This window comes from Psychrobacter sp. H7-1, from assembly GCF_904846585.1.
Taxonomy (GTDB): domain Bacteria; phylum Pseudomonadota; class Gammaproteobacteria; order Pseudomonadales; family Moraxellaceae; genus Psychrobacter; species Psychrobacter raelei.
Map to the genome: position 1 here is coordinate 1 of NZ_CAJHBH010000025.1, position 16170 is coordinate 16170.

The following is a 16170-nucleotide window of genomic DNA, read 5'->3' on the forward strand; positions in this document are numbered from 1 at the left end:
TGACAGTTATGAGGCTATTGTCGATGCCGCTTGCTTGGCTTGGAATAATTTGCTTAAACAGCCACAAAGAATTCGGTCGTTAACTGCTCGTGCTTGGGCGCAACTTTAATTGTTGGGTTTGGTATTATATCAAATTACGATAGCTACAAGCGTACTATTTGCTTAGTTTCTGGCTAATTTCACGTAGCAATAACACTTCTTCTGATGGGGTCTCTTCAACCACCTCTTCCACTTCATTCTTACGACGCATTTTGTTCATGCCTTTAACCATCATGAAGATAATGAAGGCTAAGATTAAGAAGTTAATCAATACTGTGATGAAGCTACCGTAGGCCAATAAGGGAACACCGGCTTCTTTTAGCGCATCATAAGTCATGGCCACGCCTTCAGGCGCATCACCTAATAAGATAAACATGTTCTTGAAGTTTAGTTCACCACCGGCGATAAATGCAACGATTGGCATGATGATGTCTTCAACCAGTGAATTTGTGATGCCTGAAAAAGCACCCCCAATGATCACACCCACTGCCAAATCCATGACATTACCCTTTAGGGCAAACTCTTTAAACTCTGACATCATACTCATAAATTTTCTCCAAAAATATAAAGCAAACAAAATAGCACCGACTAATATAGTAAGCACACTTAACGTGCTTAGCGCTTAAAAGCAGTACTTAAATAGGGATTAAAACTGAATAGAAACCCATCAAGACAGATGGAGTTATCTTACTGTTTACTGGTATATGTTAAGGTTTATTAATACATAATAAAAAAAGGTTAACATAGACATTGCGCCTATATTAACCTTTTGAAAATGCGGTTCAGTAGTCAAAATGTAAAATTTTTCTTCATTTTTATCGCAAAAAATAAAACCAAATTACACTTTTATACTCATGCATTTTTAATAACCCAGATAAGTTACTGAATTATTTCTCTTTTTTACGGCCGTGACGCTTACGCTCACTTTCAGACAAATATTTCTTACGTAACCGAATAGACTTTGGCGTTACTTCAACCAGTTCATCATCTTCAATAAACTCAAGTGCTTGCTCTAAGGTAAACTTAATAGCAGGTACCAAAGTCAATGCTTCGTCAGTACCACTGGCACGTACGTTGGTTAACTGTTTAGCCGTGGTTGGGTTTACCACCATGTCATCACTGCGTGAGTTTAAACCAACAATCATACCTTCATAAACTTCAAGCTGAGGTTCAGCAAATAGTTTACCGCGCTTTTGTAGGTTAAATAATGCGTAACCTAAGCAAACACCGTTCGCCATTGAAACCAGTACACCGTTAGTGCGGCCACCCACTTCACCGATCTTTTGTGGACCGTAATGTGAGAAACTTGAGGTGAGAATACCTGTACCTGAAGTCAAGGTTAAGAACTCTGAGCGGAAGCCAATTAGGCCACGAGCAGGCATAACCGCTTCAATACGCATACGACCTTTGCCGTCTAATTGCATGTCAGTCATTTCGCCTTTACGTAGACCTACTTGCTCCATGATAGCACCTTGATGCTGTTCTTCTACATCAAAAATAACGTTTTCATAGGGCTCTTGTAGTTTACCGTCTACTTCTTTTACGATAACTTCTGGACGAGACACACCAAGCTCAAAGCCTTCACGGCGCATGTTTTCAATCAATACAGATAAATGAAGCTCACCACGACCAGAAACTTTAAATTTCTCAGCTGATTCAGTATCTTCCACACGTAATGCTACGTTATGAATCAACTCACGCTCTAAACGCTCACGAATATTACGTGAGGTCACAAATTTACCTTCACGACCGGCAAATGGAGAGTTGTTGACTTGGAAAGTCATAGACACTGTAGGCTCATCCACGGTTAACGGTGGTAATGCTTCTACATGGCTAGGATCACAGATGGTATCTGAGATGTTTAACGCGTCAATACCTGTAATACATACGATATCACCAGCTTGAGCATCATCAACATCAATACGATCTAGACCATGGTAGCCCATGATTTTTAGAATACGACCGTTACGAGTATTGCCGTCTTTATCAACCACAGTAACTGGTGTGTTGGTTGAAATACGACCACGCTCAATACGACCAATACCAATTACACCAACGAAGCTGTTGTAATCAAGGCTTGAGATTTGCATACGAAATGGTGCGTCAGCATCCACTTGAGGTGGCTCTACCACATCAACAATGGTCTCAAATAATGGCGTCATGTCATCAGCAAGGTTATCAGGACTTAAACCAGCGATACCATTTAGTGCTGAGGCATAAACCACATGGAAATCTAACTGTTCGTCAGTGGCACCTAGATTGTCAAACAAATCAAATATTTGATCCATTACCCAATCAGGACGTGAGCCTGGACGGTCAATTTTATTAATTACAACGATTGGCTTCAAACCTTGTTCGAATGCCTTTTGAGTTACGAAGCGAGTTTGTGGCATCGGGCCATCGATAGCATCTACTACCAATAGTACACAGTCAACCATAGACATAACACGCTCAACTTCACCACCGAAATCGGCGTGACCTGGGGTATCTACAATATTAATGCGGTATTCAATACCATTTGTGGGATGCTGCCATTTAATGGCTGTGTTCTTGGCAAGAATCGTAATACCACGTTCTTGCTCAATTGCGCCTGAATCCATTGCGCGTTCCGCAATATTTGCACGGTCACCAAAAGTACCAGATTGATGTAATAGTTTATCAACTAAGGTAGTTTTACCGTGATCGACGTGCGCTATAATAGCGATATTGCGTAAGTTTTGTATTTCGTTAGACATATTTTAAAGACTCAATATTTTTCGGGTAATAACCAGTAACTCTTTTTCACCGCTGCAGTATAGCATTATTATATAACAGTTAATAAACTGATTTTAAAAATGCTTTAAGAAAAATGAAGAGGTTACTCATAATATAAAACAAAAAAAGCCACCAATGTGGCAGCTTTTTTTTAAATAACTACTAAAACATAGACAAGATTCTATTGAACGTTCATGTCTTTAGTTTGATCAACAGTCATGGTTTTGTTACCAGTGATAACAGCATATACACGACGGTTCATTGCACGACCTTCTTCAGTGTCGTTTGGTGCGATTGGACGGTCATAACCGTAACCAACTGTGCTTAGACGGTTAGGAGCAACACCAAATTCGTTGGTTAGCATTGTCTTAACAGCGATAGCACGGGCTTCAGATAGACGCTGGTTGTAGCGAGCTGATGGGCCAGTTTTTGAAGCGTGACCTTCGATGCTAGCTGATGAGTTTGGATACTCACGCATTTTTTCAGCTACTTTAGCGATTTCTGGTTTGTACTGCTCTTTGATAACTGATTTGTCATTATCGAAGAATACACGTAGTTCCATTTTCAGTTCGTCGTCGATCTGAACTTGTACTGGGCAGCCGTTTTCGTCAACAACGGTGTTAACTGGCGTGTTAGGGCACTGATCTAGTCTGTCGATTACGCCATCATTGTCGCTGTCTTGGTCTGCTTCAACAACGATAACTGGAGTTGGTTCAACAGTGGCTTGTGGTGGTGCTACTACTGCAGGTGCTAAGTGACCGCCTAGAACAACTTCTAGACCAGCAAGAGCCATACCTTCCCACCAGTTGTTGTCGAAGTTATGAATCGCACGCGCTTCACCACGTAGGCTTAATGCGTCATTGATGCGATACATAGCACCTAGACCTAGGTTACCGATAGTGTCTTTGGTTTCTGCTTTACGGTTGCTGCTGTCGCTGTCATATTTAAGTTTAGACTGACCAGCACCAATTAGAGCATATGGACGGAAAGCTGTATCACGGTAGCCTGTGAACTGATCAAAGCCCACTAGGAAGTTACCAGAGATCATTTCTTGTTCCATATCGCCAACTTTGGTGTCGCCGATTTGTGCATCAGTGTTAGAAACACCGTATTCAACTTGGAACTGAGTAGAAGGGGTTAGTTCGATACCAATAGCGGCACCAGTGTATAAACCGTCTTCTTGAGCTACGCCACCTTTGGTGTCGTCAGCATTTTTATAAGTACCGATGTTATCTTGTGCGCCGAACAACTCACCTTGTTTTTCTTGAGTTTTGTTAGCTTCGCTGTAGTGATAACCCAATAATAGTGGGCTCACAGTTACACCAGCAGTAGCCATAACTGGTGCAGCAACAGCAGCAGCTAGGATTGCTAGATTAATTTTGTTAAGTTTCATAAACTTCCTCCAAAGGGACGGTTTGTGTGCAAAAAACACTTAATATCTCTAATATATATACCCTAACTTATCAAAGAAAAGCCGGATACTAATTTATACTTTCGCATAATAGCTTATATATAAATTAAATAAGTTACAACATATTTTTGTGACCCAGCCATCTAGTACACATGATAATCACACAAAAAAACGCACCGTTACATTGTAATTTTTTCTAAAAAATACTGCTAAAAGAAAATGGTAATTACTTAACTAAACGTTCTAGTGATGTGATTAAATGATATGTAATTAGATACAACTAAATGTGATACACAATTCATTGAAACCAATTCTAATACATTAAGTGCGAGAGTTCTATCCTAAACGCTAAGTTTTTCACCAAATGTAACAAAATTTGACAATAGGATATATTCTATTACCTTAGCATTATAATGCACTTAAATTATCATTGGCTCAAAACTCAATATATTAAAGGGCTAAGCCATATGAGCCATCTTAAGAATGCTTCGATAAATGGCTTTGATCATGTTATAAAAACTTCAAATAATCTGCCTATTTATCAATCCGGCTTCACGTTACTTGAGGCCATAATTTCAGTGCTCATATTAGCCACTATCAGCTCAATAGCCCTACCCTCCTTTGTTACCGCTCAGCAAAGATGGGAAGCACATAAGATACGATCTGATATTATCAATACTTTTCGTGTTGCTAAAGCTCACAGCTTCACCCAGCGCACCAATACAGTGATGTGTTTGGCCGATATTCATCAAGTGTGTCACAAACAAGCCGCTCACTATTTATTGGTCTTTAGCGACAGTGATGACAATCATAAATTTGACCTGCAAGCAGATCAGCTCTTGTTAAAGCAAGCTTTGAATTTAAATTATGGGCGGGTGTATCTTAATGCAGGGCGGCGTCACTATATTAAGTTCTTTGGTGATAGCGGATTACCACGCGGACATTTTGGTCACATAAAGTACTGTCCTAATAATGGTAATAAGCAAAACATGTATCAGATATCAATAAACCAACAAGGCAACCATCGATTCAAGCCTTATCGCTTTAAAAAGACTGGCTGCCCATAAAGGATCGCTTTTTTTTGTCTACTTTTGTCTTAGTCCATTCTTACTGTACTGTTCATTTATGACCGGCTTCTATGGCCTGCTTCATGGCTTTGACAGCGCTCTCAAGCCCCATAAATATGCTGTCTGCAATTAGGGCATGACCTATGTTCAACTCGTAAATACCGTCAATGGCAGCAATAGGACCCACGTTATCTCGCGTCAAGCCATGGCCTGCGTTAACAATTAATTTATCATTAGCGGCTAAAGCATAAGCTGTGGCTTGCTGAATTCTCAGCAACTCTTTTTGGGTTGACGGCTCACTCGTGAGCGTGGCTTCTGAATACTGGCCAGTATGCAGCTCAATGGCATCAGCGCCACAAGCAATAGCTGCATCAATTTGAATGGGCTCAGGGTCTATAAACAACGACACTTTTGTGCCATTTTGTTGCAAAGACGCCACATAGTGCTTTAGGCCATCTACTTGAGCGGCGACATCTAGGCCACCTTCTGTCGTCAGCTCTTCACGCTTTTCAGGTACCAAACAGACCCATTGCGGCTTGACCTCTAACCCAATGCTTAGCATCTCTTGGGTAGTGGCCATCTCTAAATTCATGCGTGTGGTTAACAAAGGTCTCATGCGGTAAACATCGGCATCTTGAATGTGACGTCTGTCTTCTCGCAAATGCAAGGTAATACCATCGGCACCTGCTTTTTCACACAATAAAGCAGCTTCAACAGGATCAGGATAAGCCACGCCGCGTGCTTGACGCAAAGTGGCCACATGATCAATATTAACGCCTAATAAAGGTCGAGATGCCGTAGATTGAGTACGAGTAGTCATAAGATATCACCCTATAAAAAAAGCAATAAGTGGCTGTAATATGCCTTTATTGCCTAACACTTACCCTTTTGCAAGTACAGGCAATATGAGAAACTGTGACTTATTGATAACGAAAAAACTGCTGCCAAAGTATACGACTTTGCAGCGGCTGATAGTCAAAAAGGTGGTCAATTAATTGGCGATGGATTTGTGACCAATCATTGACAGTATGGGTGGTTATTCCTGAGCGCATGCCGATAATGGATCGACCTAGCAGTGCAGATGATGCATTGATATGAGCGCAGTCTAAGTTTTCATCAGACTCAAGCTGCTTGACCCACCCCCTGTCTGGGGCAAAACGGTATAGCGGCTCAGCCTCAATGGGGTATTGATCACAGTCTTGATCCAAATCAATGGCAAAGCCTAGCTCATTAAATAAAACCTGCTCGTAGGCGCGCAGCACCATCTTTAAGTCATCTCTACTAAGTACACCCTGTAATTGCCGCATGGTCTGGCCGTATTGCTCATAAATAATCGGCACACTGTCTTCAACGGGCAAGAGCTTAAGGGTAATCTCATTCACATACAAAGCAGCATATTGCTGCTGACCCATGAGACTTGGCACAGACTCAGCAATGTGTACTTGCTGCAGGGTTTTTAAGGATTTTTTTCCGCTAGCAAAGAGCGTTAAAGGCACAAACTGCGGGATGCCCTTTTTGGCCACCCCATGCAAAACACCATGCTCTTTTGTCAACAGATAATAAATGCTGCGTTTTTCTTGAAAGGGCCGCTGATGTAAGCTATACGCTTGTAGGGGTTCATTACGCATGGCTGTCATCCTCAAAAACCTGACTAACTAAGCACACCCTTAACGCACCTGTCTTGATAGTGATCGCCACTTGGCTCAGTATTAGTACCCTAAGCTGCTGAGCGCACGCGCATCATCTGACCAGCCTTGCTTCACTTTTACCCACAAGTTAAGCATAATTTTGCGCTCAAACAAAGCTTCCATATCTTCACGAGCGGCTGTACCCACTTGTTTAATGCGGCTGCCTTTATCACCAATGATAATGGCTTTTTGGCCATTACGTTCAACAAAAATAGTGGCATCAATAAAGGTTACCGCTTTGCGCTTACGGCCAGTTTTTGGATCAATGTGCGCCGGCTCATCTTTGAACTCGTCAATTTGCACCGTTAAATCATAAGGTACTTCATCACCTGACTGACGCATGATTTTTTCACGAATAATTTCGCTGGCCAAAAAGCGCTCACTGCGATCGGTGATTTGCTCAGTGTCATAAATGGGTGCGCCTTGAGGCAGATGTGAGCGGATCACTTGCTGCAAACGCTCTAGGTTTTGGTTCTTTAAGGCAGAAACCGGAACAATATCTGCAAAATCAAAGTTTTCATGATAGGTTTCAATAAGTGGCAGAATTGAGCCTTTATCTTTAATGGTATCCGCCTTGTTAATCACCAGTACCACAGGCGTATCGGTCTCACCAATCTTCTCTAAGGTCAATAAGTCATCTTCACGCCACTGATCGCCATCTACCACGAACAATACTAAGTCAACGTCCACCAACGCAGAAAAAGCAGCTTTATTCATACGCTCATTAATCAAGCGAACTTCATTGCTGTGAATACCTGGGGTATCGACAAACACCGCTTGCATATCTTCATGAGATAAGATGCCATGAATACGATGACGGGTTGTTTGCGGCTTACGCGAAGTAATAGATAGCTTTTGACCCAACATGTGGTTCATTAGCGTTGATTTGCCGACGTTTGGACGGCCCACGATGGCCACATAGCCTGCGCGGTAATCTTCTGGCAGGGCATTGTCGTCGCCAAAAAAGCTGTCTAGTAAGTTATCTGTCCCCAAATTTGTTTCAGGAGTAATGTCTTGATTGTCTTGTGGTGCATTTGCCATATATCTGTTTATCCGATGTCGTTATATAAAAGCGCTATATTAGTGGCGCTTTGAATGTGAGTTGATTTATAAAAAATAAAAGATTTATAAAAAATAAAATTAGGAAAAATAGAGGATTTTTATCAAGTCAGCCTAAGCTAGGCTTTGACTTTAATAATGCGGTCGTTAACCAATTTATTGAGCTGATTAATCATTTTTTCAGCCGTCTTTTGTTCCGCAATTCGGCGGCTTTCACCAGACTCTACAATGGGCGTAGTGTGCGGTACATCTACCTCACAGCGCACAATAAATACTTGGTTGGGCGCATTGCCTTGCGTCTCGAGCAAGTCATAATTGGGCAGCTCAAACTTATAGCCTTGTAACCATTCTTGTAGCCGGCTTTTGGCATCTTTTAGCACGCGTTGATCATTGACGTTGTCTATCAGCTCCGCAAACCAATCTAGCACACAGGCTTTGACCGTATCCACGCTTTGACTGTCTAAATAAATGGCGCCAATTAAAGACTCCACCGTATCTGCCAAAATTGAGGCACGCTCTCGGCCACCGCCTTTTCGCTCACCCACACCCAATATCAAATACGACGATAAGTTAAGCTTTTGTGCCACGACTACCAAGGATTCTTGGCGCACCAAAGTGGCACGCATGCGAGTCAAACGGCCTTCATCTTGTTTGGGGTACTGATAGTACAAGGCTTCACCGATAATCATCCCTAACAGGGCATCGCCTAAAAACTCCAAACGCTCGTAGTTTATTTTGCCATCAAAAGAGCGGTGCGTCAGTGCAAGCTTAGCCAAACTGGTGTCGTTAAAGCTATAACCGAGCTGTTTTTGTAAGCTTAGCAGTCCCAGCTCAAAGCTGGTATAGCGCTGTTTGGGCGACTGCTTGCTCGTATGGGCTATCTCAGCCGTTTCTGTCATCTTACTGTTATCACCACTGGCTTTTCTAAAAACTTTTGGCATATTAATTAGGCACGTTAGCCGCCGTTATTCTCTCAAGCTTTTATATAAACTTATAAAAATTTGGATTAAATACAGCAGCACTTGTTGAATAAAGTGAAAAAATAAATTAAAAATCAGTCGCTCTATCGATCAACCTCTAGACTTGATTAATTAATAGAACGGTTATGACTAAAGGTAGGTAGATTACTTAGACCCGGCTTTTTATGCATCCACACGTAGACCGCTTTACCCGCTAGGTTTTCATCAGGGACAAAGCCCCAATAGCGACCATCTTCACTACGATCTGAGTTATCTCCCATCACAAAATAGTTGCCTTCAGGCACCTTGACTTGCCAACTGCCCTCATGAGTAATGGGCTGTTGTAAAAAGTTAGAATATTCTGAACCAAGTAAATTAGGCGCTAAGTAGCGGCGCAAATAACGATGCTCACCCAACTTTTCTTGAAAATAACGGGCACCCTGCTCTTCATTGCGCGCCACCGCCACCGCATCTTGTGGTGATAAATCCCACTCACGGCTTGGGTCACTGCCTTTCACCGGTGTATAAAGTTGATCAACCATAGCTTCATCAGCCGTAAAACTAACCGGCTCACTCGGCACTACCTGGCCATTTACTGAAAGCTTGCCTTGGCTAAAGCTGACCTCATCACCTGGCAAGCCAATGATACGCTTGATGTAATAAATCTTCGGGTTTTGTGGGTAGCGAAACACCACCACATCACCATGCTCAGGCTCACCCACATCAATAACTTTATTATAAGTGAGCGGCAGACGAATACCATAAGCGTATTTATTCACCGCAACAAAGTCACCGGTATATAAGGTCGGTACCATAGAAGATGACGGAATATTAAAAGGCTCAACAATAAAAGAGCGCACAATCAATACTGCAGCCAACACCGGAAAATAATCATATGCCCAGCGTACCAAGAAATTCTCATTTTTTGACTGCTTTGGCAAATTGGCTGTGGTTGCGATACTGGCCTGACGCTTGGCTTCGCGGTATTCTCTATGTGCCTGTTTAACGGGCATAGGGGCATCATCGATATCAATATTATCAACATCTACCGTGCTGTTATCCTTAGGCACAAGATTATGCTCAGCCAAAACGGTCAAATAAGCGTGCTTCTTTGTGGCAAGGTTGGCTTGGGCAGCTTGGCTTTCTTTACTATGAACGCCGCCTGCCAGACCACCGCCACGCTTATGTTGCTTTAGCCACAGCTTATCGAGCAGCCATACCACCCCTAAAATTAAGGTTATTGGCACTAAAATCACATTAAAATCAAAGTCCATACTGCTGCCTTAACCGCTTCATTATCATCCTAAGCCTACGGTGCAATTTGTCACACTTTCTAACGACAGGCTTGTGCTGATGCTTCTTACTGTGTTGATATTAAGATAGCAGTGCCTACAACCTAGGCCCTGCCCCTATTCATTTTATGTTAAAAAGCTTATTGGTTGTCCACCTGTAGTACCGCTAAGAAGGCTTCTTGTGGGATCTCCACACTGCCCACCTGCTTCATGCGTTTCTTACCTTCTTTCTGCTTCGATAGTAGTTTCTTCTTACGAGAAACGTCACCACCATAACATTTGGCAAGTACGTCTTTGCGCATGGCTTTTACTGTACTACGCGCAATAATCTGGCTGCCAATGGCCGCTTGGATAGCGACATCGAACATCTGACGCGGAATCAGTTCTTTCATTTTTTCGACCAATTGACCACCGCGGTAACGGGCCTGTTCTTGGTGACAAATCATGGCCAAAGCATCTACCTTGTCGCCGTTGATTAACACATCTACTTTAACCAGCTTATCGACTTCATAACGATCAAACTCATAGTCTAATGAGGCAAAACCACGAGAAACAGATTTTAAGCGGTCAAAGAAATCCATAACCACTTCACCTAGTGGAATATCAAAAATCAATTGAACTTGTTTGCCCATAAAGCGCATATCAACTTGCGTACCGCGGCGCTCCATACACAAGGTCATGACGTTGCCTAGATAATCTTGCGGCACCAGAATATGGCAGCGAGCGATAGGCTCACGGAACTCTTCAACAAAGCCTGGATCAGGCAGTCTTGATGGGTTGTCAATCAGCAAAATCTCGCCATTTTTCTTTTTGATCTCGTAGATAACAGAAGGCGCTGTGGTAATCAAATCAAGGTTGTACTCACGCTCTAGACGCTCTTGAATGATTTCCATGTGCAGCATACCTAAGAAGCCGCAGCGAAAACCAAAACCTAGTGCATCTGAGGTGTCTGGCTCAAAGAACAAGGCAGAGTCGTTAATTTGCAGCTTTTGTAGCGCTTCACGGAACTTCTCAAAATCACTTGAATCTACCGGGAATAGACCGGCATAAACCTGCGGGGTAATCTGTTTAAAACCTGGAATTAAGTCCACATCGGGTGTTTTGGCATGGGTCATGGTATCACCCACAGGCGCGCCATGAATGTCTTTAATACCAGCAATCACAAAGCCCACTTCGCCAGCTTCTAATTTACCTGTTTCTAGCGGCTTTGGTGTAAATACCCCAATTGAGGTGACCAAGTGTGAATCCATCGTAGATTTAATTAAAATCTTATCGCCTTTACTGAGGCTACCTTGACGCACACGTACCAAGGACACAACGCCTAAGTAGTTGTCAAACCAAGAGTCAATAATCAAGGCTTGTAGCGGCGCATCACGGTCACCGGTCGGTGCAGGAATACGCTCAACCAACGCTTCTAACAGCTCATCGACACCCAAACCTGATTTGGCAGATACCCGAGGTGCATCATCGGCCTCAATACCGATAATATCTTCAATCTCTTGAATAACACGTTCAGGCTCTACTTGTGGCAAGTCAATTTTATTGAGCACAGGCAATACTTCAAGGCCCAAATCTACCGCGGTATAGCAGTTGGCTACTGACTGCGCCTCAACGCCTTGTGCAGCATCCACTACCAACAGCGCCCCTTCACAAGCCGCCAAAGAACGTGACACCTCATAAGAGAAGTCAACGTGGCCTGGGGTATCAATGAAGTTTAGCTGATAGCGCTCACCATTGGGGTGATCATAATACAAAGTCACCGATTGCGCTTTAATGGTAATACCACGCTCACGCTCAATGTCCATTGAATCTAAGACTTGAGCCTGCATTTCACGATCCTGCAGCGCACCACAAGTCTGAATAAAGCGATCGGCCAAGGTGGATTTACCATGGTCAATATGGGCGATGATTGAGAAATTTCGAATATTTGATAATGCGGTCACGTCTTGCGGCTACCTAGTTGTTGGGTTCATTAATAAAATAAAAAAATGAAGTAAAAAATATAGTAAGGTTAGCTATTCTAGCAGCTTTAACTCAGCTTGTAAGTGATAGAAATGCAATGCTGAGTGACAGAAGTCAAAAAAGATTGGTTTTGTGGCCTAAGCTGAGAGTTACCACCCATAATAGTACCTAAGATTTTTTATGGTCAGGCATTCTGGCGGTGAGAATTAAAGAGCCTATGCGGCAAAAACTGAGTGGCTAACAAAACGATGAGGCATAAAAAAAGCCAACTACTTAGCTTAATATGGCAAAGTAATCGGCTATTTTAGGCACGGTGGCCAAATATATGGTGGCGATGAAGAGACTTGAACTCTTGACCTCACGATTATGAGTCGTGCGCTCTAACCAGCTGAGCTACATCGCCATTTGAGGGCAGTATTATCCCTAAAACATTGTTAGCCGTCAACCCCTAAATTAAAAATATTTTCAATTTAGAGAATAATCTCTGCTACTTCGTTAGCTAGCCGCTATTATATACACTTTTTTTAGGGAAAATATAAAATATTTTGGTAAACCGATAAGCCGGGTTCTGTCGTGAACGATCATTCATCTAGGCGCACCGTTGCCAGTACGCTCGAGCAACCTACCCGTGTCCCCTGCAGGCGACAAGTAATGGACACCTATTTGGTCTTGCTACGCGTGGAGTTTACCTTGCCATGAACTGTTGCCAGCCACGCGGTGCGCTCTTACCGCACCCTTTCACCCTTACCTCACCACTTTACAGCTAGGCTGTAGAGCTTAAATTGAGGCGGTCTGCTCTCTGTTGCACTTGTCGTCGGGTTACCCCGCCCAGCCGTTAGCTGGCACGCTGCCTTATGTAGCCCGGACTTTCCTCCCTTTTGTCTTAAATAATCACACTTAACGCATCAATATTTAACTTAAAACGGCGATCGTCTGGTTTACCAAGCGGCAGAGTATAACAGAGCCCAAAAAAAACAGCCACTACTTTAATTAAATAGTGGCTGTTTACAAGCGGATTTATTTAAAAATCTAGCTAATTATCTAAACTTTATCTACGCTCACATTGTACAGCGTATTCATTACCATCTGCCCATTTTAGGCTCATAATGCCATAGTCTGCTTTGGTGTGCCAATCATAAGTCACATTTGGACTATCATTGTTTACATAGCGAGCGCCTGACCCTGAGGTAGCAATATTCATGGTTAAGGTCTGGTTGTTCCAATTGGCTTTAGGTAGGCTTGCATTGATCATCGCTTGCTCACCATCCATTGAGTACTTAGCTTGGACAGTAGCATCATCTTCACAAACAAACTGCTCTGGCGCCATACGGTCATAAGCTTTGTTGGTGGTCTGCTGAGTGGTAGTCGTGGTGGTTGGGCTAGTCGCACAAGCGGCCATAACTAAGCTTAGAGGTAATAAAGTTAATAACTTTTTCATAAACGAACTCCAGTAGCGGTTGTTATCAATTAAGGTAACAAAATAAAAAATACAACAATTAGCATCAATGTCTTGCTATGTTCAAAACCAATTATTCAAAAGCCAATGACACAAATAATAGGCAATAAGATAATTAATCTGCTTTCTATTATATCCACGCTAAAAGCTGTGTCTGTTACCTCTTGTCAGCTCTGTTAGTGTTCTCTTCATGATTTTGATTAAGTTATGTAACAAAATAATTAATCTGCTTTAACTGTTGAGTTTTTTGTGTCCTCTAAAGTCTGGTCTGTATACGTCTCAATAACCATATTTGAGCTGTAACTGCGCCAGTGATTGCTTGATATTTTCGATACGCTGATTGACCTGACTTGCCTTATTAGGAAGCTCTACCAAATAAGTACGCGCTTGTTTTTCAGTAGCAAAATTAAGATTGTCACCACCACGCAGCTTTTCATACTCTTTTTGATAGTTATGCAGTCTGTCCTCCTCGATACTCAGCTGTTTATTTAAGGAGTAATAGTGGCGGCCGTCGGCATTAATACGCTCCAAGTTGGCGGTCACATTGGCTGGGCAGACTGCATTCATCTGTGCACCTCTACGGCCGATTTGGTAAGCATTGGTCGCCGTACAATATTGGGTCAAACCCTCTTTTCGGCCCTGCGCCCACGCCTCGTAATCTGTGGCCACCCCTGCTTTGGCACAAGCTTTGTTGTGATTGTTCAAATAATCAGCAGAGCGCCCCGCTGCCCCATCGGCGTAACCGATAGCCTGCCAATTACCCGTGCGGCACTCTTGCTCTGATAACGTTGCACAGCCTGTCAGCACTGACATCCCAACAGCCATGCTTAGCAGTAGATATCCTTTTTTCACAATATTTTACTCCCTTATAAAAGCGGCCAACAAAGACGTATGCCCTTGCCGGTCGGCTGTGTTGGCTTGTATGAATACAAATAATACCGTTATCTGCTACCACTGACCGAATCTTGGATCAGCAACCTTAGCTTATGGCTGCTATCGAGTTAAATCCAGTGCAGTGATGCCAGTGGCAGTGTCTTCTTTTAAAGTACGCTTTAGCAGCATGTAGCCGGCAATGCCTGAGATGATAGAGCCTAGGATAATACCCAAGCGCGGATCGAAACCTTCGGTAACGCCGCCAAAGGCTAGGCCACTGATAAACAAGCTCATGGTAAAGCCCACACCGCACAGCAAAGAAACACCATAGATTTGCTTAAAGTTGGTGCCATTAGGCAATGATGCTAGGCCTGCTTTAATAATGCTCCAAGTCATCAGCATAATACCCACCTGTTTACCGATAAATAAACCGGCCGCAATGCCAAAGGGCACTGAGTGTAACAGCTGACCAAATCCAGCACCTTGCAATGAGATACCAGCGTTTGCAAAAGCAAATAGCGGTAAAATCGCAAAGGCTACCGTGCCATGTAGGTCGTGCTCTAAATCTTCAAGGGGCGAGTGCTCAGGGTCATCTGTATTCACCATAGGGATAAATAGCGCTAGGATAACCCCCGCCAAAGTGGCATGAATACCGGATTTTAATACCGCAATCCACATGATAATCCCAAAAAATAAATAGGGGGTAATTGCCGTGACATTACGGCGATTGAGCAGGTATAAAAACGGCAAGCACAATCCTGCTATCAATAAAGATAACAACGACAAGTCACTGGTATAAAACAAAGCGATAATTAAAATGGCGCCAATGTCATCAAAGATGGCAATTGACACTAAAAATATCTTTAACGAGTTCGGTACACGGCTACCAAGCAAACTTAAGATACCAATGGCAAAAGCGATGTCTGTGGCAGCAGGAATTGCCCAGCCTGCCAAGTACTCGGGGTGGCTGGCATTAAAAGCGACGTAGACCAAAGCTGGCGCTATCATGCCCCCGACGGCCGCCGCCGCAGGCAGGACAATTTGATTGATATTAGATAATTCACCAATCAATACCTCGCGCTTAAGCTCTAAGCCGACTAAGAAGAAGAACACCGCCATCAAACCATCATTAATCCAATGATGCGCATCTTTGCTGATAATTAGCTCACCCACCTGCACCACCACAGGGGCGTGAATAAAAGACTCATACCAATCATGTAAGGGAGAGTTGGCAACGATCATGGCTGCGATGGCTGCCAGTGCCAGCACAATGCCCCCTGCCGCCTCATACTCAAAGAATTTTTTTAGTTTCTGGTACACCGTATATCCTCACTTTCTTACCAATGGGCAAACTCTATCGGCCCATCAAATGATTTAGTTTATTGTTTTAACGAATAAGTTAGTTGCATTTATGGTAGCAGAAAAGTGGCCAGCAACGAGATAAAATTTAAGTACAGCTTTAAATACGCTTATGGTTACTTATGACAAAGCTACTCGGCATTTATCTTGAATAGATAGGCAGCTCGGCGCCTAACTGACCTGATTGGCGTGCTATAATTTGCTGCATTTTTTGGGCCCATTTATCAAAATAGGTCGCTAAAAATTTTTCG

General features: G+C 43.0%; 13 protein-coding genes, 1 tRNA gene and 1 other RNA gene. 1 reads left to right on the top strand and 14 read right to left on the bottom strand.

Translation table 11 applies throughout. The features are described from left to right. Nucleotides 1-154: 154 nt before the first annotated feature. The 3 genes from mscL to JMX92_RS08490 form a co-directional block, all read right to left on the bottom strand. Nucleotides 155-586, bottom strand: a complete 432-nt coding sequence (gene mscL / locus JMX92_RS08480; RefSeq protein WP_011959669.1) for a large conductance mechanosensitive channel protein MscL — start codon at nucleotides 584-586, stop codon at nucleotides 155-157. A 340-nt stretch (nucleotides 587-926) separates the two neighbouring features. Next, complete coding sequence (gene typA / locus JMX92_RS08485) at nucleotides 927-2774, bottom strand: translational GTPase TypA (RefSeq protein WP_011959668.1); 1848 nt, start codon at nucleotides 2772-2774, stop codon at nucleotides 927-929. 200 nt (nucleotides 2775-2974) lie between these two features. After that, the gene (locus JMX92_RS08490) at nucleotides 2975-4186 is read right to left on the bottom strand and encodes an OmpA family protein (RefSeq protein ID WP_155586640.1); all 1212 of its coding nucleotides are present in this window, start codon (nucleotides 4184-4186) and stop codon (nucleotides 2975-2977) included. A gap of 485 nt (nucleotides 4187-4671) precedes the next feature. Between JMX92_RS08490 and JMX92_RS08495 the strand changes: the two genes are divergently transcribed. After that, nucleotides 4672-5271: a Tfp pilus assembly protein FimT/FimU gene (locus tag JMX92_RS08495; RefSeq protein ID WP_227675320.1), complete on the top strand. Its 600-nt coding sequence runs from the start codon at nucleotides 4672-4674 to the stop codon at nucleotides 5269-5271. Between the two features lie 52 nt (nucleotides 5272-5323). On the opposite strand, the gene pdxJ is transcribed toward JMX92_RS08495, so the two are convergent. The 11 genes from pdxJ to nhaA all read right to left on the bottom strand — a co-directional run bounded on the left by pdxJ (nucleotide 5324) and on the right by nhaA (nucleotide 15880). Next, nucleotides 5324-6091 carry a pyridoxine 5'-phosphate synthase gene (gene pdxJ / locus JMX92_RS08500; protein WP_201545185.1) on the bottom strand — a complete coding sequence of 256 codons (768 nt, stop codon included), beginning with the start codon at nucleotides 6089-6091 and terminating at the stop codon, nucleotides 5324-5326. A gap of 100 nt (nucleotides 6092-6191) precedes the next feature. Continuing rightward, nucleotides 6192-6899 (bottom strand): DNA repair protein RecO, encoded by a 708-nt coding sequence (gene recO, locus JMX92_RS08505; RefSeq protein WP_201545187.1) that lies wholly within the window; start codon nucleotides 6897-6899, stop codon nucleotides 6192-6194. 81 nt (nucleotides 6900-6980) lie between these two features. Then, entirely contained in the window at nucleotides 6981-8000 is a 1020-nt protein-coding gene (era, locus tag JMX92_RS08510) for a GTPase Era (RefSeq protein ID WP_011959663.1), read from the bottom strand. A 137-nt stretch (nucleotides 8001-8137) separates the two neighbouring features. Continuing rightward, nucleotides 8138-8959, bottom strand: coding sequence for a ribonuclease III (rnc, locus tag JMX92_RS08515; protein ID WP_110816069.1), 822 nt, complete (start codon nucleotides 8957-8959; stop codon nucleotides 8138-8140). Nucleotides 8960-9105: 146 nt separating this feature from the next. After that, nucleotides 9106-10251 carry a signal peptidase I gene (gene lepB, locus JMX92_RS08520; RefSeq protein WP_201545188.1) on the bottom strand — a complete coding sequence of 382 codons (1146 nt, stop codon included), beginning with the start codon at nucleotides 10249-10251 and terminating at the stop codon, nucleotides 9106-9108. A 158-nt stretch (nucleotides 10252-10409) separates the two neighbouring features. Beyond that, on the bottom strand, nucleotides 10410-12212 hold the full coding sequence (gene lepA / locus JMX92_RS08525) for a translation elongation factor 4 (RefSeq protein WP_011959660.1): 1803 nt from the start codon (nucleotides 12210-12212) through the stop codon (nucleotides 10410-10412). A gap of 345 nt (nucleotides 12213-12557) precedes the next feature. Next, nucleotides 12558-12634: transfer RNA gene (locus JMX92_RS08530), tRNA-Met, on the bottom strand. Between the two features lie 138 nt (nucleotides 12635-12772). Then, nucleotides 12773-13176, bottom strand: an RNA gene (gene rnpB / locus JMX92_RS08535) — RNase P RNA component class A. Between the two features lie 103 nt (nucleotides 13177-13279). Further along, complete coding sequence (locus tag JMX92_RS08540; RefSeq protein WP_201545189.1) at nucleotides 13280-13669, bottom strand: MliC family protein; 390 nt, start codon at nucleotides 13667-13669, stop codon at nucleotides 13280-13282. 297 nt (nucleotides 13670-13966) lie between these two features. Beyond that, nucleotides 13967-14539, bottom strand: coding sequence for a DUF2799 domain-containing protein (locus JMX92_RS08545; RefSeq protein WP_227535396.1), 573 nt, complete (start codon nucleotides 14537-14539; stop codon nucleotides 13967-13969). A 141-nt stretch (nucleotides 14540-14680) separates the two neighbouring features. Continuing rightward, entirely contained in the window at nucleotides 14681-15880 is a 1200-nt protein-coding gene (gene nhaA / locus JMX92_RS08550; RefSeq protein ID WP_011959657.1) for a Na+/H+ antiporter NhaA, read from the bottom strand. Nucleotides 15881-16170: the final 290 nt, after the last annotated feature.

Coding starts and splice junctions, on each gene's coding strand:
- lepB (WP_201545188.1), bottom strand. CDS start 10,251: ATGGACTTTGATTTTAATGTGATTTTAGTGCCAATAACCTTAATTTTA.
- typA (WP_011959668.1), bottom strand. CDS start 2,774: ATGTCTAACGAAATACAAAACTTACGCAATATCGCTATTATAGCGCAC.
- pdxJ (WP_201545185.1), bottom strand. CDS start 6,091: ATGACTACTCGTACTCAATCTACGGCATCTCGACCTTTATTAGGCGTT.
- JMX92_RS08495 (WP_227675320.1), top strand. CDS start 4,672: ATGAGCCATCTTAAGAATGCTTCGATAAATGGCTTTGATCATGTTATA.
- recO (WP_201545187.1), bottom strand. CDS start 6,899: ATGCGTAATGAACCCCTACAAGCGTATAGCTTACATCAGCGGCCCTTT.
- era (WP_011959663.1), bottom strand. CDS start 8,000: ATGGCAAATGCACCACAAGACAATCAAGACATTACTCCTGAAACAAAT.
- JMX92_RS08540 (WP_201545189.1), bottom strand. CDS start 13,669: ATGAAAAAGTTATTAACTTTATTACCTCTAAGCTTAGTTATGGCCGCT.
- mscL (WP_011959669.1), bottom strand. CDS start 586: ATGAGTATGATGTCAGAGTTTAAAGAGTTTGCCCTAAAGGGTAATGTC.
- rnc (WP_110816069.1), bottom strand. CDS start 8,959: ATGCCAAAAGTTTTTAGAAAAGCCAGTGGTGATAACAGTAAGATGACA.
- JMX92_RS08490 (WP_155586640.1), bottom strand. CDS start 4,186: ATGAAACTTAACAAAATTAATCTAGCAATCCTAGCTGCTGCTGTTGCT.